Origin of the sequence: Mesorhizobium sp. LNHC252B00, from assembly GCF_000502955.1 — a bacterium.
GTDB lineage: Bacteria > Pseudomonadota > Alphaproteobacteria > Rhizobiales > Rhizobiaceae > Mesorhizobium.
The window spans coordinates 77,392-97,942 of sequence record NZ_AYWO01000022.1; the positions used below are offsets into that span (position 1 = coordinate 77,392).

At 64.0% G+C, this 20,551-nt stretch carries 18 protein-coding genes; 7 read left to right on the plus strand and 11 right to left on the minus strand.

Translation table 11 applies throughout. From position 1 onward, the window contains the following. Positions 1–133 precede the first annotated feature (133 nt). Both X744_RS147160 and X744_RS147155 read left to right on the plus strand, forming a co-directional pair. Positions 134–1,303 carry an AI-2E family transporter gene (locus X744_RS147160; RefSeq protein WP_023761394.1) on the plus strand — a complete coding sequence of 390 codons (1,170 nt, stop codon included), beginning with the start codon at positions 134–136 and terminating at the stop codon, positions 1,301–1,303. Between the two features lie 67 nt (positions 1,304–1,370). Beyond that, the gene (locus X744_RS147155; RefSeq protein ID WP_023761395.1) at positions 1,371–2,372 is read left to right on the plus strand and encodes an LLM class flavin-dependent oxidoreductase; all 1,002 of its coding nucleotides are present in this window, start codon (positions 1,371–1,373) and stop codon (positions 2,370–2,372) included. A 65-nt stretch (positions 2,373–2,437) separates the two neighbouring features. Here X744_RS147155 and X744_RS147150 read toward each other — a convergent pair whose 3' ends face one another. Continuing rightward, positions 2,438–3,457: a LacI family DNA-binding transcriptional regulator gene (locus X744_RS147150; RefSeq protein ID WP_023761396.1), complete on the minus strand. Its 1,020-nt coding sequence runs from the start codon at positions 3,455–3,457 to the stop codon at positions 2,438–2,440. A 221-nt stretch (positions 3,458–3,678) separates the two neighbouring features. Between X744_RS147150 and X744_RS147145 the strand changes: the two genes are divergently transcribed. The 3 genes from X744_RS147145 to X744_RS147135 are packed head-to-tail and all read left to right on the plus strand — an operon-like array spanning position 3,679 to position 7,540. Next, on the plus strand, positions 3,679–5,262 hold the full coding sequence (locus X744_RS147145) for a sugar ABC transporter ATP-binding protein (RefSeq protein ID WP_023761397.1): 1,584 nt from the start codon (positions 3,679–3,681) through the stop codon (positions 5,260–5,262). Next, the gene (locus X744_RS147140) at positions 5,259–6,575 is read left to right on the plus strand and encodes an ABC transporter permease (RefSeq protein ID WP_023761398.1); all 1,317 of its coding nucleotides are present in this window, start codon (positions 5,259–5,261) and stop codon (positions 6,573–6,575) included. The genes X744_RS147145 and X744_RS147140 overlap by 4 nt, the downstream gene beginning before the upstream one ends. Continuing rightward, the gene (locus X744_RS147135) at positions 6,572–7,540 is read left to right on the plus strand and encodes a substrate-binding domain-containing protein (RefSeq protein ID WP_023761399.1); all 969 of its coding nucleotides are present in this window, start codon (positions 6,572–6,574) and stop codon (positions 7,538–7,540) included. The genes X744_RS147140 and X744_RS147135 overlap by 4 nt, the downstream gene beginning before the upstream one ends. 42 nt (positions 7,541–7,582) lie before the next feature. Here the strand turns inward: X744_RS147135 and X744_RS147130 are convergent, their stop codons facing one another. From X744_RS147130 to X744_RS147105, 6 genes are read right to left on the minus strand one after another with little or no spacing between them, the layout of a single operon-like run. Further along, entirely contained in the window at positions 7,583–8,044 is a 462-nt protein-coding gene (locus tag X744_RS147130; protein WP_023761400.1) for a MarR family transcriptional regulator, read from the minus strand. Next, positions 8,041–8,625 (minus strand): amino acid synthesis family protein, encoded by a 585-nt coding sequence (locus tag X744_RS147125; protein ID WP_023761401.1) that lies wholly within the window; start codon positions 8,623–8,625, stop codon positions 8,041–8,043. Before X744_RS147125 ends, X744_RS147130 begins: the two co-directional genes overlap by 4 nt. Continuing rightward, positions 8,618–9,499 (minus strand): thiamine biosynthesis protein ApbE, encoded by an 882-nt coding sequence (locus tag X744_RS147120; protein ID WP_023761402.1) that lies wholly within the window; start codon positions 9,497–9,499, stop codon positions 8,618–8,620. Before X744_RS147120 ends, X744_RS147125 begins: the two co-directional genes overlap by 8 nt. Further along, the gene (locus X744_RS147115; protein ID WP_023761403.1) at positions 9,499–11,040 is read right to left on the minus strand and encodes a hypothetical protein; all 1,542 of its coding nucleotides are present in this window, start codon (positions 11,038–11,040) and stop codon (positions 9,499–9,501) included. The genes X744_RS147120 and X744_RS147115 overlap by 1 nt, the downstream gene beginning before the upstream one ends. Beyond that, positions 11,037–13,832, minus strand: a complete 2,796-nt coding sequence (locus tag X744_RS147110) for a molybdopterin-dependent oxidoreductase (protein WP_050589577.1) — start codon at positions 13,830–13,832, stop codon at positions 11,037–11,039. The genes X744_RS147115 and X744_RS147110 overlap by 4 nt, the downstream gene beginning before the upstream one ends. A gap of 17 nt (positions 13,833–13,849) precedes the next feature. Continuing rightward, the gene (locus X744_RS147105) at positions 13,850–14,710 is read right to left on the minus strand and encodes a xanthine dehydrogenase family protein subunit M (RefSeq protein ID WP_023761405.1); all 861 of its coding nucleotides are present in this window, start codon (positions 14,708–14,710) and stop codon (positions 13,850–13,852) included. Positions 14,711–14,970: 260 nt separating this feature from the next. Here X744_RS147105 and pncA point away from each other — a divergent pair, with 260 nt between their 5' ends. Then, entirely contained in the window at positions 14,971–15,585 is a 615-nt protein-coding gene (pncA, locus tag X744_RS147100) for a bifunctional nicotinamidase/pyrazinamidase (protein WP_023761406.1), read from the plus strand. Positions 15,586–15,634: 49 nt separating this feature from the next. Beyond that, positions 15,635–17,044 (plus strand): sodium:proton antiporter, encoded by a 1,410-nt coding sequence (locus tag X744_RS147095; RefSeq protein ID WP_023761407.1) that lies wholly within the window; start codon positions 15,635–15,637, stop codon positions 17,042–17,044. Here the strand turns inward: X744_RS147095 and X744_RS147090 are convergent, their stop codons facing one another. From X744_RS147090 to X744_RS147075, 4 genes are read right to left on the minus strand one after another with little or no spacing between them, the layout of a single operon-like run. Continuing rightward, on the minus strand, positions 17,045–17,764 hold the full coding sequence (locus tag X744_RS147090; protein WP_023761408.1) for an ABC transporter ATP-binding protein: 720 nt from the start codon (positions 17,762–17,764) through the stop codon (positions 17,045–17,047). After that, positions 17,761–18,486 (minus strand): ABC transporter ATP-binding protein, encoded by a 726-nt coding sequence (locus X744_RS147085; protein WP_023761409.1) that lies wholly within the window; start codon positions 18,484–18,486, stop codon positions 17,761–17,763. Before X744_RS147085 ends, X744_RS147090 begins: the two co-directional genes overlap by 4 nt. Next, entirely contained in the window at positions 18,483–19,445 is a 963-nt protein-coding gene (locus tag X744_RS147080) for a branched-chain amino acid ABC transporter permease (RefSeq protein ID WP_023761410.1), read from the minus strand. The genes X744_RS147085 and X744_RS147080 overlap by 4 nt, the downstream gene beginning before the upstream one ends. After that, the gene (locus tag X744_RS147075; RefSeq protein WP_023761411.1) at positions 19,442–20,323 is read right to left on the minus strand and encodes a branched-chain amino acid ABC transporter permease; all 882 of its coding nucleotides are present in this window, start codon (positions 20,321–20,323) and stop codon (positions 19,442–19,444) included. The genes X744_RS147080 and X744_RS147075 overlap by 4 nt, the downstream gene beginning before the upstream one ends. Positions 20,324–20,551: the final 228 nt, after the last annotated feature.

Consider the following 20,551-nt stretch of genomic DNA (forward strand, 5'->3'; position numbering starts at 1 on the left):
GCTTAAAGGCAATGGTCATACCAGCCATCTCGGTGGAGCCCGGTTCACCTAACCCTGGAACCTGACCCCGTCACTCTGCGTTTCATGCAGGCAATCGCCGATCGCCGAGGGGCGCCCGGCTCAAGGGGCGAGCATGAAGACCGAACCCACTGCCTTGGGCGCAGGCGTTGCCGATGAACTGGATTCGCGCGTCGCGGCTCGTGCCGACATGCATCTGACGCGCTCGCTGCTCGTCGGCATCTTCCTATTCATGGCCATCTATGCGCTCTACTTCGCCCGCGCGTTCTTCATGCCGGTCATCCTGGCTTTTCTGCTGACGCTGACGCTGACGCCGATCGTCCGGCTGCTGCGCAAGCGCGGCATCCCCGACGTGGTTTCGGCAACCGTGCTGGTGCTGCTGTCGCTTTTCGTTTTCGCCAGTGCCGGCTATCTGCTCAGCGGTCCAGTCATCGAACTCATCAACAACACCTCGTCGATCGGCCAGCGGCTCACCGAACGGCTGGCGCAATTGCGGCGTCCGCTCGAGAAGATCATGCAGATTTCGCATCAGATCGAACAGCTGACCGAGACCTCGCAGGAGCCGGGCGTCCAGAAGGTGGCGGTGGCGCAATCCGGCATTCTGTCTGCAGCGGCCAGCAACATCCTGTCGGCGGGAACAAGCCTCACCATAATCTTCGTACTGTCGCTGTTCCTGCTCGCCTCCGGCACGATGTTCTACGAGAAGATCATCCAGTCCTTCGCGCGTCTCAGCGAAAAGAAGCGGGCGCTGCGCGTCGTCTATGACGTGGAGCGGGAAATCTCGCACTATCTGCTCACTGTCACCATCATCAATGCCGGTCTCGGCGCCGTCATCGGCCTTGGCCTGTGGGCACTCGGCGTGCCCAACCCGCAAGTCTGGGGCATCACTGCCGCCATGCTCAACTTCCTGCCCTATGTCGGCGCGCTGTTGACCATCATGCTTGTCACGATCATGTCGCTGATCAGCTTCGACACCGTCTCCTACGCGCTACTGGCTCCGGCCTTCGTGTTGTTGTGCGATATCATCGAAGGCCAGTTCGTGACCCCGACGGTGGTCGGCCGCCGCCTCGAGATCAATGCCGTGGCGATCCTCATCGCCATCGCCTTCTGGTCGTGGCTGTGGGGCTTCGTCGGTGCCTTGATGGCGGTGCCGCTGCTGGTCGTCATCAAAGTGTTCTGCGATCATTTCGACGGCCTCAGCCATGTCGGCAATTTTCTCGCCGCACAACACACGGCTGTCATCGAGGACGAGGACGTCGCCGACACTGAAATTGCAAAAGGCTGATCAATATTTTTGAATTTGCAGGTCGCAGGGCGCTTCCTACATGCGGTCCTGACACAGGAAACCGTTCATGACCGACCTTTCCGTTCTCGACCTGTCGCCGATCGTCGAAGGCAGCGATGCCTCGCAATCGCTGGCCAATTCGCTTGATCTTGCCCGTCATGCCGAGCGGCTGGGCTACAAGCGCTTCTGGCTGGCCGAGCATCACAACATGCCAGGCATCGCCAGTGCGGCAACCGCGGTCGTCATTGCCCATGTTGCCGGCGGCACCAAGGCCATTCGTGTCGGCGCCGGCGGCATCATGCTGCCCAACCACGCGCCGCTGGTGATTGCCGAGCAGTTTGGCACGCTGGCCGCTTTGCATCCGGGCCGCATCGACCTCGGCCTCGGCCGGGCGCCCGGCACCGACATGGCCACGGCCCGCGCCTTGCGCCGCAATCTCGAGGCCGGGGTCGACAATTTCCCGCAGGATGTCATCGAGCTGATGCGCTATTTCCAGCCGGCCGAGGAAGGTCAGCGCATCCGCGCCGTGCCTGGCGAGGGCCAGAACGTGCCAGTCTGGATCCTCGGATCCAGCCTCTATGGTGCGCAGCTCGCTGCCATGCTCGGCCTGCCCTATGCCTTCGCCTCGCATTTCGCGCCGGCGGAACTCGATCACGCGCTGGACGTCTACCGCTCGCGCTTCCAGCCATCGGAGCAGCTCGACAAGCCGCATGTCATGCTTGGCCTCAACGTCTTTGCCGCGCCCACCGACGCCGAGGCATGGTTGCTGTTCACGTCATTGCAACAGGCCTTTGTCAACCTGCGCACCGGTCGGGCCGGCCGACTGCCGCCACCTGTCGAGAACTATGAGCGCGATCTCGAGCCGATGGCCAGGACCATGCTCGGCCAGGCTTTGTCCTGCGCCGTCGTCGGCTCCCCGGATACGGTCCGGCAAGGCATCGACGCCTTCGTGCGCCGCACCGGTGCCGACGAGCTGATGGTCACCGCGCAGATCTTCGATCATGCGTCGCGAGTGCGGTCGTTCGAGATCCTGGCCGAGGCGCATAAATCGCTATCGCAAGCTGCCTGACAGTCCGGCTCGGCTAAAGGCGGCACACCTTTCGCAACGTCGAGCGCCCGCCGACGCGCGAAAAACTAAGCGCTCACGCTCTGCGCCATCGCTCCCAGCGGGCGGCATGAATTGCGGATCATCAGCCGGCCTTTGAGCACCAGCTTGCGCGGCGGCGCGTCCCTGTTGCCGGCGAGACGGTCGAGCAAGAGGTTGGCCGCCTGTTCGCCGATCGCCTGGACCGGCTGCGCCACCGTGGTCAGCTGCGGCTGGAACACATCGGACCATGGAAAATCGTCGAAACAGGCGACCGAAATGTCTTCAGGGCAGGACAGGCCGATGTCGCGGATCGCCTTCATGGTGCCGATCACCATCGGGTTGTTGGCCGAGAAGATCGCGCTTGGCCGATCATGCGAGGAAAGCATCTGCATGGTGGCATTGTAGCCGTCGATCTCGTGGAAATTGCCGAAACGGATCAACTCCTCGGCGATAGGCAGGCCGGCGGCGTGAAGCGCCTCGCGATATCCCGTCATGCGGTCATGCATCGGCGAAATGTCCGACGTGCCGGTGATGTAGCCAATGCGCCGATGGCCGAGATTGATCAGGTAGGTGATGGCGTCGAACACCGCGCGCTGGTTGTCGAGCACCACGGCATCGGTATCGACGCCTTTGCAGAGACGGTCGAGCAGCACGACCGGCACATTGGCGTCGTCGACGATCCGCTTGAGGATCGCGCCGTCGCCGACGCGCGCCACGATCAGCCCGTCGACCATGCGGTCGAGCAGCAGCCTGATCTGCTCGTCCTGGGTGTTCAGGTCCTCGTCCGTGCAGCAAAGCATGACGGCATAGCCGGCCCGGTCGAAGGCCTGCTGGATGACCGAGACGACATCGGTGAAGAACGGGTTGGTGATGTGCGGTACGGTCAAGCCGATGGTGCGGGTCGTGCCCATCTTCAGGCTGCGGGCGATCGCGTTGCGCTTGTAGCCGATATCGCGGATCGCCTGTTCGATGCGCTGGCTGAGCTCCGGGCTGACCGTTGCCGTGCCGTTGATCAGCGCCGATACCGTGGCGACCGATACACGCGCCGCTTCGGCAACGTGGAGCATGGTCGGCGCCGTGGATTTTCGCTTCCTAGTCCGCTTGAATGCTGTCATTTCGAAACGTTTCGCCACCCCTCTATGTGCTATATCTACGGAATTTTGCATTTTTTCGCAAGAATTGAAATATGTCGGCTCAGCATCATCAGATATCGGCTTGACATGATCGAAACGTTTAGATTAGCGTTTGGGTGAGATTTGACGAGGACGGAAGGGAGGCCGCCATTGTCATGGAGCATGCGAATTCCCTATCCCCGGAGCACAGTGCGGCGGATCGTTCGAACGTCGTTCTGAGCGCCGAGCATATTTCCAAGAGCTTCGGCGGCATCGCCGCCTTGGTCGATGTCCGCTTCGAACTGCGGCGCGGCGAAGTCCATGCCCTGATGGGCGAGAACGGCGCCGGCAAATCGACGCTGATGAAGATCCTCTCCGGCGTCTACACCGGCTATGAAGGTACCGTCAGCGTCGATGGCCGTCCCGTCAGCTTCTCCGGCGTGCGCGACGCCGAGGATGCCGGCATCGCCATCATCCACCAGGAACTCAACCTGGTGCCGGAACTCAGCGTCGCCGACAACATCTTCCTCGGGCGCGAGAAGCTGATCGCCGGGCTGATCGTCGACCGCAAGGCGAGCAGCCGCGCCGCAGATGCTTTGTTGCGGCGGCTCGGCATCGAACTCGATCCGCAAGCCCGCGTCGGTGCCTTGCGCGTCGGCGAGCAACAGCTGGTCGAGATCGCCAAGGCGCTGTCGATGTCGGCACGTATCCTGATCATGGACGAGCCGACTTCGGCGCTGTCGCCGGCCGAATGCCAGCGGCTGTTCCGCATCATTCGCCAGCTCGCCGACAGCGGTGTCGCCATTGTCTACATCTCGCACCGCATTGACGAGGTCATGCATCTGGCCAGCCGTATTACCGTGTTTCGCGATGGGCGCCACGTACTGACCGAGCCAATGGGCAAGCTCGACGAAGACGCGATCATTTCCGCGATGGTCGGCCGCAACCTGCTCGCGTCCCCTGAGGGGGAGCGCGGCCCCAGTGGCAGGATCGTGCTCTCGGTCGAGAACCTGTCGCTGTCGAAGCCCGATGCCCATGGCTGGCGCACGGTGATCGACGGCGTCGGATTCGATCTTGCCGCTGGAGAAATCCTCGGCATTGGCGGGCTGCTCGGCTCTGGCCGCACCGAGATACTGGAAGCGATCTTCGGCTCGAGCGATGGCCGCACCGGTGGCGAAATCCAGGTCGATGGCCGGCCGGTGGATATCCGTTCGCCCCGCGACGCGCGGCGGCTGGGCATTGCGCTGGTGACCGAGGACCGCAAGACGCAAGGCCTGCATCTGCAGGCCTCGATATCAGACAATGTCGCGTTGCCGCTGGTCGGGTCGCTGGCGCGCTTCGGCATCCGGTCGCTGGCCGGCGAACAGGGGCTGGCGCGGCAGGCGGTCAAGTCGCTCGGCATCCGCTGCCGGGACATCGACCAGCCCGCCGGCACGCTGTCGGGAGGCAACCAGCAGAAGGTCGTCATCGGCAAATGGCTGGCGACCAGGCCAAGGGTGCTGTTGCTGGACGAGCCGACGCGCGGCATCGACGTCGGCGCCAAGCGCGAGATCTACGACCTGATCTTCAAACTGGCGCGCGACGGCCTCGCCATCGCGGTCATCAGTTCGGAACTGCCCGAGCTGCTGCATCTCTCCGACCGCATCCTGGTGATGGCCGATGGCCGCCAGACAGGCATCCTTTCCCGCGATGCGGCCAGCGAGGAGGCCATCATGCGCCTCGCCGCACCGCGCCGGACCATATCGAGACCAGCCGCATGACTGTCCTGAAAGTCCTGTCCCAAACCAAGCTCTATTGGGGCCTGATCGCCATCTTCCTGATCGGCGTGCTGGGCTCGCCGATGAGTTCGAAGGGCAACAACATCTTCCTCTCCTACGGCAATCTGCTCGACGTGCTGCGCCAGGTCTCGACCACCGGGCTGATCGCCACCGGCATGACGGCGGTCATCATCACCGGCGGCATCGATCTCTCCGTCGGCTCGCTGATGGCCATTTGCTCGGTAGTCTGCGCCATGCTGCTGACCGTTCCAGGCGTGACGCCGGGCGTCGTGCTGGGCGTGCCGACCGTCGCCTTGGTGGCGCTTTGCCTTGGCTTCGTCGTCACCCGCTTCATCTTCCAGAACCTTGCAAAATCCCGTGCCGGTGCCGATCTCGTCCGTGAAATCAGGCTCGACGGAATTCGCGGCCTGGTGACGCCCGCCGTCGTCGGCGTGGTCCTGTGCAGCCTGTCGCTATGGTACCTGCTGCCGCAGATCGAGCCGAAATTCGGTGTGCTCGGCGTGTTGCTGGTCGCGCCGTGCGTCGGGTTGCTGTTCGGCGCGCTCAACGGCTTCATCATCGTTGCCGGACGGCTGCAGCCTTTCATCGTCACTCTGGCGATGATGGTGACGGCGCTCGGCATCGCCCGCCTGACCGCCGGCCAGAACAATGCGGTTCTGCCGGTCTATACCGGCTCGAACGCCACCGCCGATTTCGAGATGCTGCGCTCGCTGGTGTTCGGCGTCATCCCGATGCCCGGCCTGTTCTTCCTCGGCGCCATCCTGATCTATGGTGCAGTGCTGCGCTTCACGCCGTTCGGCCGCTATGTCTATGCCATCGGCGGCAATGAGGAGGCGGCGCGCCTCTCCGGCATCGCCGCCGGCCGCGTCAAGATCGCCACCTATGCCATTTCCGGCCTGCTCGCCGGCATCGCCGCCGTGCTCTACGTCGCGCAATACCGGCAAGGCAAGCCCGATGCCGGCGCCGGGCTGGAGCTGGACGCCATCGCCGCCGTCGTCATCGGCGGCACCAGCCTGATGGGCGGGCGCGGCAGCCTCACCGGCACGTTCTGCGGTGTGCTGATCTTCGGGCTGCTCTCCAACATCCTGCAGCTCCACAACATCAATTCGAACCTTCAGCTGGTGCTGAAGGGGATGATCATCATCGGCACCGTGCTCGTGCAGGAGCGCAATGCCGGCGATCTCCTGGCCTATCTGCGCCTGCCAGGCGGGCAAACGGCGCGCAAGGAAACGGCCGCGGCAAAGCGGCCGTCACAAGAGACATCGTCTCTCAATCTCGGAGGAAACAAAAAATGAAACGACGTGACATGCTGAAACTTGCCGCCATGACCGCGGCACTGCTGACCACCACCGCGCTCATGACCAGCGGCAATGCCTTCGCCCAGGACAAGAAGTGGAAGATCGGCTTCTCCCAGGTGACGACCATCGAGCCCTGGCGCGCGCAGTTCAACAAGGACATCCTGGCCGAAGCCGCCAAGCATCCCGAGGTCGAGCTGATCATCACCGACGGCGAGGACAAGACCGAAAAGCAGGTCGCCGATGTCGAGAACCTGATCCGTCAGGAGGTCGACGCGCTGTTGGTGTCGCCGAAGGAATCCGCCGGCCTTACCGGCGTCGTGCAGCAGGCGATCGACGCCAAGATCCCGGTCTTCGTGCTCGACCGCAATGTCGACACCAAGGACTACACCCAGTTCGTCGGCGGCGACAACGCGCTGATCGGCCGCGCGGCCGGCGAATATGCCGTCGAACTGCTCGGCGGCAAGGGCAAGGCATCAGGCAATGTCGTCGAAATCTGGGGCGGCATGGGCACCCAGCCGGCGCATGATCGCCATGACGGCTTCCATGAGTTCACCGACAAGGAACCGGGCATCAAATATCTGCTCGACCAGCAGTCGGGCGACTGGAAGCAGGACCAGGCCTACAATTTGATGGCCAACGCGCTGAAGAGCAACGAGAAGATCGATCTCGTCTATGGCCACAATGATCCGATGGCCTATGGCGCCTATCTCGCAGCCAAGGATGTCGGCCGCGAGAAGGACATCAAGTTCATCGGCATCGACGGTCTGCCCAATGAAGGTGTGCAGATGGTGAACAAGGGCGAACTGACGGCGACGTTCACCTATGTCACTCCCGGCGCCGAAGGCCTGCGCCAGGCGATCAAGTTCCTCAACGGCGAGAAGGTCGAAAAGACCATCACCTTGCCGACCGAGAAGATCACCAAGGAAAACGCCGCCAAGGTGCTGAAGGACAACGGCCTCTGATCTAAACTTCCTGCCGGGTGCTTTTGCGCCCGGCAGATCCGCCTAAGCCAGCTTCGCCAGCAGTTTCATGAAGGTGGCGATCTCCTTGGCCGAGAGCGGCGCCAGTGTTTCCCTTGTGATCTCACGGGCCAGCGGGATCAGGCGCTCGATGGCGTCGCGGCCCTCCGCGGTCAGGTTGACCAGCAGCCGCCTTTTGTCGACCTCATGCTTGGAAAGCTCGACAAGGCCGCGCGCCTTCAGCCGGTCGATGACACCCTTCACCGTCGCCGCATCCATGGCGATCAGCGTGCCGAGCTGGTTCTGCGAGGTCTCGCCGACGTCGCGCAGCTTGGCGAGAGCCGCGAATTGCGGTGGCGTCAGGTCGCCGATATGCGCGGCAAAGATCGAGACATGGCGCTGATGCGCCTTGCGCAGGATGAAGCCGACCTGCTCCTGCAAATGGTAATCCTGGTCGTCAGGCTCTTCGGACTCGACCAGCTTCAGCAGATTTTCCTCAGCACTCACCGCAGCCCGTCCCAGGCCTTGATATCCTTGGCGGCCAGGCCGCCCATGCGGTCGTGCACGCGCGGGCCACAGGTCATGGCGAGGCAAAACAGGATCTCGTCGGGGCGCGGCCCGTCGCTGATGCCGACTTCCATGGCGTCGAAATGGCTGCGCACATAGGCGGCGTTGATGTGGCCGAGCGGCACGTCGAGCTTTGAACCGAAAGCGCCGACCTTCTTCGCCGACGGCACGATCGCCTTGGCGTCGCCGAGCCGTTCGCGCATGGCGTAGCCGCCGGGCACATGCCAGAGCGCGCCGTGCTCGAGTTCGCCTGCTGTGCCGACAATGGCGCCCTTGCCGTAACCGTCGATCTGTTTGACGTCGCCGCCGAGTGCGGCGATCAGCCGGTCGGCGAGCAGCAGGCCGAGCGGCTTCAGATCATCCATGGCGCTCTGCAAATCCTCGACATAGCGCCCGGCGAACGGGTTTTTCACCAGCGCCATGGCGGCGGCGCGGCGGCGCGGCACTTTTGCGACCGGCCCGCCCTCGTGAAAGATCTCTTCGGTCAGAACCGCGATCTTGCGGATCGGAAACTCAGGCATGGGCAACTTCCTTCCCTGGACTTTTGTTGGGCGCGGCAAGCGCCATGGAACCACCTATGCGGGTCTGGCCGGCAAGGAAGAGCGCCGATGCGGCGATCAATCCCCTGCGGCGGAAATCTTCGGCGACGGCAAGCCCGCTGTCCAGCGCCATGGCGATCTCCGCTGGAGAAAGCCGGCCGACCTCTTGCGTGACAAGCCTGTCGCCAAGGTCGCTGTCCGGCGCCAGATCGCGCGCCGGCACACGCCGGATAGCCGGATGATTGGCCAAGTCGACGGCGTTGGCGATCAGCGTCGCGGCGGCATCGGCTTCTGCTCCCGTGCGCGCCAGCACGGTCACCGCATCGGCAATGCCCAACGAAAAGGAACGTCCGCGCCAGCCGCTGGTGGCAACGCCGCGCACGCCATCCTCGACATGGACGACGATGCGATCGGCGAGGCCGTGCCCGGTGCCGGCAATGGCAAGTGTCATCGACTGGCCGCCACCAAGATGGATCGCGCTGTCGCCGCCATTGTTGACATAGGCACGGTCGAGCCTGCGTCCGACAAGCAGCGCATCAAGCATTTCGTCGGCTACCGAGCCGGCGACGGCGGCCATCGGCGTGATGAAGCTTTCGGCCAACGGCACCACAGCCGCTTCCATGCGCCGCGCTGTCGGACCGACGAAAGCGCGGGCCCGCAACGCGGCTGGGCGGCGCAGTTCGGGCAATTCCTCCACCAGCTCGGGCAGGATGGTCTGGAACCGCGCTACGGCTTGCTCATAGGCCAGGCGGCATTCGTGCGCCTCGCCAAAGGCTTCGACGATCAGGTCGATCGGCCCGTGGTTCAGATGCAGCCGCTTGCCGTCCTGCAGCCAATGCGTTTGCGGACCGTCCATCATCCAATCTCGTTCGACACAGCGCGCCGCAATTGCGCCAGCGGCGGCCATGGATTGCTGGCCGGCGCGCCGGTGCCGCGTCGCGGATTGAGGTATTCGCCGCCCTTGGCGACGATGTCCTCGACGCTGCGAATCTCGGCCTCATAACCGCCGAGCCTGACATAATCGTCGCGGCGCAGGGTGAATTCGATCGGCGCCACCAGGGCCGGCGTCGGCACATAGCCGAAGGCGCCCTCCGGCACCCGCGTGACATCGACCATCAGCGTGATGCCGCCGCCCGGCCAGACATAGACCGGCGCGCCGCCGACCGTCACATAGGTAGTCAAGCCCTGCACGGAACGGGTCAGGTTGACCGGGTTTTCGGTGACGCCGGCCCGCAGCGAACCACCGGCGCCGCCGATGAACAGCACGGTACACAGCGCCGGCTCGCAATTGTCCTCGATCAGTTCGACCGATTTCTGCAGCCGTTCGGGAAATGGCTTCTGCACCGGCTTCAGCTCGTCGTCGAGCTCGTAATAGGCGAACTGCTCGCCGGTGGTCGAAACCATCAGCAGCGACAGGCCCGGCCGCGCGCCCTTCTTGGCATTCCATTCGCCGAGGATCGACAGCGGGTCGGATATGCTGGTGCCGCCCCAGCCGAGGCCGGGTTCGGAAACCTTGAAATAGCGGCCCGGCGTCGAGCGGCGGCCGATGATTTTTATGCCGGTGTCCTGCCAGCCCAACACCTTGCCGGCCTGATGCTCGGAAACGACACCGGTTATGTGGTCGTCGACCACCACCACCTCGTCGACCAGGCCGCGCCATTGCGTGGCGAACATGCCGATGGTGGCCGAGCCGCACCCGACACGCATGCGGTGTTCCTGCTTGCCGTCGATGACGGGTGGCTTGCCGGCTTCGACTGTGATGATGGCGCCGCCGTCGATGGCCAGTTCGACAGGCTTGCGGTTGCACAGATTGAGCAGCGCGTCGCAAGTGGCGCGGCCTTCAGCCTTGGAGCCGCCGGTCAGATGGTGCACGCCGCCAAGCGACAGCATCTGAGAGCCATATTCGCCTGTCGTGACATGGCCGATCGCTTCGCCCTGCGACCGCACCACAGCTGTTTCGGGTCCGATATGACGGTCGGTGTCGATCTTCACCTTGACGCCGCAATAGGAGAAGATGCCCTCGGTAACGACCGTGACGAGATCGACCCCCTCGACCTCCTGGCTGACGATGAACGGCGCCGGCTTGTAGTCGGGGTAGGTGGTTCCGGCACCAATGGCAGTGACGAAGCGGCGGCCGGTGTTGATCAGTTCGCCGTCCCACGCCTCGCCCTCGGCAACGAACGGCACGATTGCCACGCCGGTTTCCGCCGCATGGTCGAGGATGGTCAGCGGGTCCATCCGCACGATCCTGCCACCGACATTGCCGTAGCGGTCGCAGGCGCCGGTGCGCCCATCGGCGATGTAGCACATCACCGGACAGGCATCGCAGCGGATCTTCTCCGCCACCAGCTTCTCGCCGGGATCGTGGGTTTCGAAGCGTTCGGCAAGCTCGCTCATCGGCGTGCCTCCTTTTCGCGAATAGCGGCGCGGATACGCGTCGGCGTCGCCGGAACCTTGGTGACCAGGACGCCGGTGGCGTGGCGGATGGCGTTGAGGATCGCCGGCGCCGTCGGGATCAGCACATGCTCGCCCAACCCCTTGGCGCCAAAGGGTCCTTCCGGATCCGGAACTTCTATCAGGATGGTCTCGATCGGCGGAACGTCGCCGATGGTCGGAATGAGATAGTCGTGCAGATTCTCGGTGCGGCCGGGGATATACTCCTCCATCAGCGCCATGCCGATGCCTTGCGCGATGCCGCCTTCGATCTGGCCCTCGACCAGCAGCGGGTTGATCGCCTTGCCGACGTCGTGCGCTGCGGTGATCTTGATCAGCTTCACCGTGCCGAGCTTGAGGTCGACCTCGAGTTCAGCAATCTGCGCGCCATAGCCATAGACCGCATAGGGCTTGCCCTGGCCCTTGGCGTCGAGCGGCAGCGTCGGCGGGTCGTAGGTCTCCTCGGCGCGGAAGACGAAGCCTTCGGCATCTACGTCGAGCGAGGTGAGATCGATACGGCGAGTGGCTTCACCTTCGCGGATGGCGATCGCCGGGCCGTCGAGTTGCAGCGATGCCTTTTCGGACACATTGGCGAAACGCAGGATCTTTTCGCGCAAGGCGCGGCCGGCCTTCTCTGCCGCCTTGCCGGTGACGAAGGTCTGGCGCGAGGCCGATGTCTTGCCGGCATCGGGAGTGATAGCCGTATCGCCGCTCTTCAGCTGGAATTTTTCCAACGGCAGGCCGAGCGCGTCGGCGCAGATCTGGGTGATGACCGTGTTCGAGCCTTGGCCGATGTCGATGGCGCCCTGGTGCAGGATGACCGCGCCGTCTGCAGCGATGCCGACGCGAATGGTCGACGGATTGGGCAGCGAAGTGTTGCCGCAGCCGTACCAGCAGGACGCGATGCCAACGCCGCGCCTTCTATCCCTGTTGGCACTGTTGAACGCATCCGCGTCGGCTTTCGCGCGTGCCCAATGCGGCCGCAGCGATTCGAGGCATTCGGCGATGCCGACGCCTGAGTCCAGCCGCTGCCCGGTAACCGTTTCGGACCCGTTCCGAAGGCAGTTTTTCAGCCGAAAGTCGAGCCTATCCATGCCGAGCTTGCCGGCCAGCTCGTCATAGAGCGTCTCCTGCATGATCGTCGCCTGCGGCACACCGAAGCCGCGGAAGGCGCCCGAAATCGGCCCATGCGTGTGAATGGCCCGACCCTCGGCCCGATAGTTCGGCGTCGCATAGGGTCCGGACGCATGCACCGGGACGCGGTTGGCGACCGTCGGCCCCCAGCTTGCATAGGCGCCGGTGTTGAAATCGCCTTCGAAGATCATGCCGGTGACATGACCATCGGCATCGGCGCCGATGGTCGCTTTCATCTCGGCTGGATGGCGCTTGGTGGTCGAAATCATCGATTCGGTGCGGGTGTAGGCGAGTGCCGCCGGCCGCCCCGTCTTCAGCGCTACAAGACCGATCAGCGGCTGCAGCGAGACATCGAGTTTCGAGCCGAAACCGCCGCCCGTCGCCGTCGGCACGATGCGCACCTTGTCGACGGCAAGGCCGAGCACCTTCGCCGTCTCGTCGCGGTCCATATAGGGCGCCTGCGTGCAGGCGACGACGACCAGAGTATCACCGTCCAGATACGCATAGCCGGCTTCCGGTTCGATATAGGCGTGCTCGACATAGGAGGTGTCGATGGCGCCGGACACCGTGAACGCCGCGCCGGCGAGAGCTGTCTCGGGGTCACCGTGTTCGACGAAGCCGGCAGTAAGCAGGTTTGCCGGCCGGTTGTCATGAATGAGCTTGGCACCGCCGGCTCTCGCTTCGCGCGGCTGCAGAAAATGCGGCAATTCGGTCCAGCGAACCGGAAAATCCGACATGTCTAGATCGAGGATCGCCTCGCGCTCGCCGGCAACGAGCGCCACCGCCTCGCCACGCAGGCGGGCGAACCCTTCGGCCAGCGCCGGCTGGTCGGCGAACGGCCCGATGACGCCGAAACAATTCTTGCCGGGAATGTCGGCGGCGGTGAAGACAGCGGCGATGCCGGGATGTGCCTTCGCCCAGCCGTCGAGGTCGCCGAAGGCGAAGCCGGCGTGATAATGCGGCGAGCGGACCACCAGCACGGCCAGCGCGTCGGCAGGGAAAGAATCGCCGCCGAATTTCTCACCGCCGGTGACTTTTGGCACGCCATCGAGCCTGACGGGGGAGGAGCCGATCGCTTGGCCGGATTGAGGCAAGCGGAAATCGAGGCTTGCTGCTTGCAGCGACGCGTCCATCACCGCCGCGATGATCTTCCGGTAGCCGGTACAGCGGCACAGAATCCCGCCCAGCGCGTCCTGCACCTCGGTCTCGGTCGGGTTAGGCTGCTTGTCCAGCAATGCCGTTGCCGCGACCAGCAGCGCTGGCGTGCAGATGCCGCACTGCGCCGCGCCATGGGCAAGGAACGAGGCTTGCAGGGCCGACAGCCGGCCATTGGCGAGGCCTTCAATGGTTGTAACCGACGTTCCGGCAGCGGACGCAACCGACATCAGGCAGGCGCAGACGGGATCGCCGTCGACCAGCACCGTGCAGGCACCGCAATCGCCGGCATCGCAGCCGACCTTGGTGCCGGTCAGCAGCAGTTCGTCGCGCAATACCGACGATAGCCGGCGCAGCGGCGGTACGTTGACCGAGATGGCGTCGCCATTGACCTCGAAAGTGATATCGGCCCGTGCAGCGCCGAAGCCAGGCAGGGCGTTGCCCAGATCGGGCAGGGCTTCATTCATTTCAGGCTGAACTTGGCTCACGCCGCCACCTCGTCGCCAGTCATCCGTCCCACAGCCGCAAGCACGACACGGGCAACGATCTCGCGGACCGCATCGATCCGGTACTCTGCACTGCCGCGCACATCGGCGATCGGCGACAGTTCGCCCATCGGGGCGGACAGGATCGCATCGGCGAGTCCGTCGTCCGATGGGAGCCCGCGCAACGCAGCCTCGACGCCAACAAGCCGCTTGGCCACCACCGAGCAGGAGCCGGCGGCGACCATGGCATCCGCGACAATGCCATTCTCGACAACCAGACGCGCCGCCACCATGGCAATGGAGATCACAAGGTAGCGCCGCGCGCCGAGCTTGACGAAAGCCGACGTGCCAGTGGTAGCGCCCTTCGGCACGCGAATGGCCGTCACCATCTCGCCTGGGAGCAAGGCTGTGCGGCGGTTGCCGAGAATGAAATCGTGCAGCGGCAGACGGCGTGTCGCAGCCACGGAACGCAGCTCGACTTCGGCATCGAGAACCAGCAAAGCCGGCACACCATCGGCGGCAGGCGACGCGTTGGAGAGGTTGCCGGCGACCGAGGCGACGTTCTGGATCTGCGCCGAGCCGACCTCTCGCGCCGCCTGTTTCAGCGCATCGAAGGCCGGCGGCAAGGGATGGCGAATGATATCGGTCCAGGTCGTACGCGCGCCGATGACGAAATGGCTGCCCGTCTCTGCAATGCCGCGCAGCGCCGCCAGGCCGTTGATGTCGAGGACATCGTCCCGGAACGGTTTGCTGCCCTGCGCCGGATAAAAATCGGTGCCGCCGGCAAGAATGCGCCAGGCGCCCTCGCCAAGCAAAGCGAGCGCTTCGTCGACCGAGGTGGGTTTCGCGTAACGGATCACGCCTTGCCTTCCAGAAAAGAGGTCTTCCAGAACCGGAATTTCGAAAGATCCTTCCGGCATCGGCAACCGGGGGAATTCATTCGTATGCAAATGATATCAAGACGGCAGGAATTGTCAAAGCCGGAGTTTGCGACCACTCGGTCGGCACGCATTTCTTATGCCTTGAGAGGTTGACGCCGCGGCCCTTCTGGTCAAGTTTCTGCGTCCGGTCGCGTCAGCGGCATTTTCCACTGGAGCCTGCATACGGAAGAGGAAAGCCCATGGCCGACGAAGCGCTTGTCGTCATCGACCTGCAAAACGACTTTTGTCCGGGCGGCGCGCTGGCGGTTGCCGGCGGCGACGAGATCGTGCCGCTGGTCAACGACCTGATCCGGCACGCCGATCACGTCGTGCTGACGCAGGACTGGCACCCCGCCGGCCATTCCAGCTTTGCTTCCAGCCATCCGGGCGCGCAGCCTTTCACGATGATCGAAATGCCGTACGGCCAGCAGACGCTGTGGCCGGACCATTGCATCCAGGGCAGCCTGGGCTCTGATTTCCATTCCGGCCTCGCCTGGACCAAGGCCGAGCTCGTCATCCGCAAGGGATTTCGGCCTGATATCGACAGCTACTCGGCCTTCTTCGAGAACGACCGCACGACGCAGACCGGCCTTGCCGGCTATCTCCGGGAACGCGGCATCGACACGCTGACCCTGGTCGGGCTGGCGACCGATTTCTGCGTTGCCTTCTCGGCGCTGGATGCCGTTAGCCAGGGCTTCAAGACCACCGTCAGGCTCGATGCCTGCCGTGGCATCGATCTCAACGGTTCGCTCGATACAATGCTGCACCGCATGCGCGATGCCGGAGTGACGCTCGAAGATCCCTTGTCGGATTGATCGGATCGTGGGGCGCAAGAGGGGCTTCTTACCGACCGCAACGGGTGTGATGGCGGGTGCCGCAATCGCTGTCGCCATGCTCTTCCCGGCACAGGCGCTGGCTGCGGAAGCGCACGGCCTGCCCGGCGCGGTGATGTCGCTATGGTGGGCGCTGCCCTTCACCGGACTGCTTTTGTCGATCGCCACCGGCCCGCTGCTGTTCCCTCATGCCTGGGAGCATCACTACGGCAAGATCGCAGCCCTGTGGGCAGCGCTGGTGATCGTGCCGCTGGCCCTTGCCTTCGGCGTCCCCTCGGGGACCGAGGCGGTGTTGCATGCGCTGCTTACCGAATACATGTCGTTCATCATCCTGCTGTTCGCGCTGTTCACCATTTCAGGCGGCATTCTGGTCGCCGGCAACATTCACGGCACGCCGCTGGTCAATGCCGGGCTGTTGCTGGTCGGTGCACTGCTCGCCTCGGTCATCGGCACGACCGGCGCCTCGATGATCCTGATCCGGCCGATCCTGCGCGCCAACGATAACCGGCCGTTCAACGCCCACGTCGTGATCTTCTTCATCTTCCTGGTCTCCAACATCGGCGGTTCGCTGACGCCTTTGGGAGACCCGCCACTGTTCGTCGGCTTCCTGCGCGGTGTCGACTTCTTCTGGACGACTGCCAATCTCTATCGCGAAACGCTGTTCGTCGGCGGTCTCGTGCTGGCCGTCTTCTTAGGCATCGATATCGTTCTGCACCGGCGCGAGGCTGGCGCGCCAAAGATCAAGGATCCGACACCGGATACGGAGGTGCGTCTGCGCGGCCTGGCCAATCTTCCACTGCTGGCCGGCGTGATCGGTGCCATCCTGCTGTCGGCGGCCTGGAAGCCGGGTGTGAGCTTTTCCGTCCTCGGGGTGAGTCTCGAGCTGCAGAACCTGGTGCGCGACGCCATCATCCTTGCGCTGGCCTTGCTGTCGCTTCCCCTCTCCTACAAGAGCCACCGCGAGGCGAACGGCTTCAATTGGGGGCCGATCGCTGAAGTCGCAAAGCTGTTTGCCGGCATCTTCATCTGCATCGTGCCGGTCGTCGCCATCCTGAGAGCCGGCCATGACGGCGCGCTGGCGCCATTGGTCGCCCTCGTCACTTCTCCCTCGGGCGCGCCCGACGACCTCGCTTATTTCTGGCTGACCGGCTCGCTGTCGTCCTTCCTCGACAACGCGCCGACCTATCTGGTGTTCTTCGAGCTTGCCGGTGGCGACCCACGGCACCTGATGACGGAATTCGCCTCGACTCTGGCGGCGATCTCGGCCGGCGCGGTGTTCATGGGCGCGAACACCTATATCGGCAATGCGCCGAACTTCATGGTCTACGCCATAGCCCGACATCGAGGCGTGAAGATGCCGGGCTTTTTCGGCTATATGGCATGGTCCGGCCTGGTACTGATCCCGATATTCCTGATCGCGGGTTTTCTGTTTTTCGGCTGATCACCCGACGCCGACATAGCGGCGCACGGCCGACGGGTCGGCGCGCAGATCCTCGACATCGACCGTCTCGCGATTGCGGCCGTTTTCGATGAAGGCAACGCGGTCGGCGACCGAAAGCACCGCGTCGACACGCTGTTCGACCAGAATGGTCGAGACGCCCATCTCGCGCAGTTGCGACACCGTCTCGCGGATCTTGGCGATCATCGACGGCATCAGCCCTTCCGTCGGCTCATCGAGCAGCAGCACCTGCGGTTCGAGGCACAGCGCACGGGCCATCGCCAGCATCTGCTGTTCGCCGCCGGACAGCGTACCGGAGCGTTGTCTCAGCCGCTGGCGCAGCAATGGAAAAAGGTCGAGGACGTTTTCCCGCACGGCCTTGCCCTTGCCGCGCGCCATCAGGCCGATCTCGAGGTTTTCGGCTACCGTCATCTCGGCGAACAGCCGCCTTCCCTGCGGCACATAGGCGACCCCGGCTTTGGGTACCTCGTGCGCCGGCAGTCCGGTCAATTCCTTGCCATCGAGCCTGATCGAGCCGGCGCTTGACGGGACCAGCCCCATGATGGCCTTGAGCGTCGTCGTCTTGCCGGCGCCGTTGCGGCCGAACAGGCACAGCACCTCGCCCTTGTTCAGCACCAGGTCTAGTCCATAGAGCACCTGGACCTCGCCATAGAAGCAATCGAGCCCCGCGATTGCCAATGCTTCGGACTTCGTCTCCGTCATGGGGCGGTCCCCAGATAGGCTTCCTGCACCGCCGCATTCTCGCGGATCGCTTCCGGCGTGCCTTCGGCGAGAATCCTGCCAGCGTTGAAGACGGTGATGCGGTCGGCCAGTTGCATGACGACAGGCATGTTGTGCTCGATCAACAGCACGGTGGCGTTTTTGGCGATCTCGCGCACCAGCTCAATGAAATTGTCGATCTCACTGTCGGCAAGGCCTTGCGTCGGTTCGTCGAGGATCAGCAGGCGCGGCTTCAGCGCCAGGCCCATCGCCACTTCCAGCAGGCGCTGGTGGCCGTAGGACAACTGCCCGGCCGGCATGTCGGCACGGTCGGCGAGGCCGGTGCGTTCGAGCGCCGACATGACGCCTGCCCGCACCGCACCCTTCGAGCGGCCATCGCTCAGGGTCCGCTGCACCGGCAGCGCGACATTGTCGTAGGCGGAAAGATTGGCAAAGACGCTGGTGATCTGGAACGTGTAGGCGATGCCCTGGCGAACTCTGATATAGGCCGGCTCGCTGGTGATGTCGGCACCGTCGAAGATTATCATGCCGGAAGATGGCTGGATGCGGCCGCTGACCAGGCTGACGAAAGTCGTCTTCCCCGCCCCGTTCGGGCCGATGACGGCGCGGATTTCGCCCGGCATCAGTTCGAAATCGACGCCGTCGACGGCGCGCAGGCCGCCGAAGTTTCGCGACAGGCCCTTGGTGGTCAAAAGCGGCATCATGGCAGCCACCCAAGCCAGCGCTGCCGGATGCTGCCCAGAATGCCCTTGGGGAAAAACAGCACCAAAAGGATCAGCGCGATGCCGACGATCAGCAGATAGGCCGAGGTGTAGCCGCTGGTGATGTCGATGACATAATACATGAACAGCGTGCCGATCAGCGGCCCGAGTGTCGTGGCCGCACCCCCGAGCAGCACCCAGAGCAGCGGCAGGATCGAATACTGCACCGAAGCGAAGCTCGACCCGACATAGCCGAACAGCAGGGCATAGGCGGCGCCCGAAGCAGCGCAGATAGTGCCGGAGATGACGACCGCGGCGAGTTTGTTGGAGAAGGTGTCGTAGCCGAGCATCTTCGTCCGCTCCTCGTTCTCGCGGATGGCGACCAGCACGCGGCCATATCTGGAGCGGACGATCGCCAATGTGACAAGCAGCACGAGCGAGAACAGCGCCAGCGCCGTCATATAGCGCACGGTCGGATTGGTGAGATCGAGCGATGTCGAGCCGAAAGCAAGCACCCGTGCCGGTTGCGGCACGACCATGCCCTGGTCGCCACCGGTCCATGTCGCGAAGTAGAGAATGAGGAGGTAGAAGACCTGGGCGAACATCATGGTGACGATCATAAAGGCGACACCCGTGGTGCGCAGCGCCAACAGGCCTATCGCCAGCGCCAGCACTGCCCCGCAGGCGATCCCGCCAAGGAAGGCCAGTGGCACGCTCCAGCCGAGATGGATGACGGCAAGGCCGGCGCCATAGAGCCCGGCGGCGAAGAACATGGCATGGCCGAGGCTGAGCAGGCCGACATAGCCGAACAGCATGTTGTAGCCCATGGCAAAGACCGCCAGCACCATAATGCGAGCGAGCAGGCCGTGATAATAGTCCGGCAGCAGGAAGCTCAGCACGAAGAGCAGGGCGATGACGCCGAGATGCAGGGCATAGGCTTTTGCCGGCGAAGCTTCGCTCATCGCGACGCCGTCCCGAACAAGCCTTGCGGCCGGAACACCAGCACCATGGCAACGAGCAGGGTGGCGATGATCTTGGCCAGCGTCGGCGAGAAGAACATCGAGATGATGCCGTCGGACAGGCCGATCAGCACGGCGGCGACGACGGTTCCGCGCAGCGAGCCGAGGCCACCGATGATGACGACGATGAAGGACAGCAGCAGCGGGTCCTGTCCCATCAGATAATGCGCCTGGCTGATCGGCACGATCAGCACCGCGGCAACGGCCGCCAGCATGGCGCCGAGCGCGAAGACGCCGCCATAGACGCGACCGACGGGAATGCCGAAGGCCTGCGCCGTCTCGCTGTCATACTGCGTGGCGCGCATGATGAGGCCGATCTTGGTCCGCGTCAGCACCAGCCATGTCGCGACCAGAAGTAGCGCGGAAGCGGCGATAATGGACAGCTTGTAGCCGGAGTAGCCGAACCACGGCAAAAGGATGCGATAGCTGAATGGCGGCTCCACCGGCCGCGCCTCCGGACCGTAGAAGGTCAGCGCCAACTGCTGGATGATGTAGAGCATGCCGATGGTGGCAACGATGGTGGCTTCCGGATTGTAGTTGAGCCGGCGCAGCACCAAGCGTTCGGCGACCAGCGCGATAGCGCCGACGATCAGCGGCGCAATCACCAATGCAGCCAGGAAGCCGAGTGCCGGGTGGCCGCCGATCGCCGTGGTGATCGCCCAGGCGAGCACGGCACCCAGCATGAAGAACTCGCCATGCGCGACATTGACGACGCGCATGACGCCGAACACCAGCGACAAACCAAGCGCAGTCAGCGCCAGCACGGCGGAGGTGACGAGGCCTTCGAGGGCGGCGAGGAGGAGGTGCGGACCGAAGTGCATCGGCTATGCACCGGCAGGCGCCAAGTGCACCCCCCTCTGGCCTGCTGGCCATCTCCCCCGCAAGGGGGGAGATTGGATGTCGTCGCCGGTTTCGCCAATCGCCAACGCCGGCAGATAAGTGCCGCCGCAAGAACCGCCGATCTCCCCCCTTGCGGCAGGGCTATCGCATATGAGTAAAGAGGCTAAGCAGGTTTTGATCGGCCCATCGTGCCTTGAGTCGTTTGTGGC

Excerpts from the sequence above, each read along its gene's own strand:
- X744_RS147085 (WP_023761409.1), bottom strand. The coding sequence starts at position 18,486 with ATGATGCCGCTTTTGACCACCAAGGGCCTGTCGCGAAACTTCGGCGGC.
- X744_RS147090 (WP_023761408.1), bottom strand. The coding sequence starts at position 17,764 with ATGACGGAGACGAAGTCCGAAGCATTGGCAATCGCGGGGCTCGATTGC.
- X744_RS147145 (WP_023761397.1), top strand. The coding sequence starts at position 3,679 with ATGGAGCATGCGAATTCCCTATCCCCGGAGCACAGTGCGGCGGATCGT.
- X744_RS147135 (WP_023761399.1), top strand. The coding sequence starts at position 6,572 with ATGAAACGACGTGACATGCTGAAACTTGCCGCCATGACCGCGGCACTG.
- X744_RS147080 (WP_023761410.1), bottom strand. The coding sequence starts at position 19,445 with ATGAGCGAAGCTTCGCCGGCAAAAGCCTATGCCCTGCATCTCGGCGTC.
- pncA (WP_023761406.1), top strand. The coding sequence starts at position 14,971 with ATGGCCGACGAAGCGCTTGTCGTCATCGACCTGCAAAACGACTTTTGT.
- X744_RS147155 (WP_023761395.1), top strand. The coding sequence starts at position 1,371 with ATGACCGACCTTTCCGTTCTCGACCTGTCGCCGATCGTCGAAGGCAGC.
- X744_RS147125 (WP_023761401.1), bottom strand. The coding sequence starts at position 8,625 with ATGCCTGAGTTTCCGATCCGCAAGATCGCGGTTCTGACCGAAGAGATC.
- X744_RS147120 (WP_023761402.1), bottom strand. The coding sequence starts at position 9,499 with ATGGACGGTCCGCAAACGCATTGGCTGCAGGACGGCAAGCGGCTGCAT.
- X744_RS147140 (WP_023761398.1), top strand. The coding sequence starts at position 5,259 with ATGACTGTCCTGAAAGTCCTGTCCCAAACCAAGCTCTATTGGGGCCTG.
- X744_RS147075 (WP_023761411.1), bottom strand. The coding sequence starts at position 20,323 with ATGCACTTCGGTCCGCACCTCCTCCTCGCCGCCCTCGAAGGCCTCGTC.
- X744_RS147150 (WP_023761396.1), bottom strand. The coding sequence starts at position 3,457 with ATGCTCCACGTTGCCGAAGCGGCGCGTGTATCGGTCGCCACGGTATCG.
- X744_RS147115 (WP_023761403.1), bottom strand. The coding sequence starts at position 11,040 with ATGAGCGAGCTTGCCGAACGCTTCGAAACCCACGATCCCGGCGAGAAG.
- X744_RS147095 (WP_023761407.1), top strand. The coding sequence starts at position 15,635 with ATGGCGGGTGCCGCAATCGCTGTCGCCATGCTCTTCCCGGCACAGGCG.
- X744_RS147110 (WP_050589577.1), bottom strand. The coding sequence starts at position 13,832 with ATGAATGAAGCCCTGCCCGATCTGGGCAACGCCCTGCCTGGCTTCGGC.
- X744_RS147160 (WP_023761394.1), top strand. The coding sequence starts at position 134 with ATGAAGACCGAACCCACTGCCTTGGGCGCAGGCGTTGCCGATGAACTG.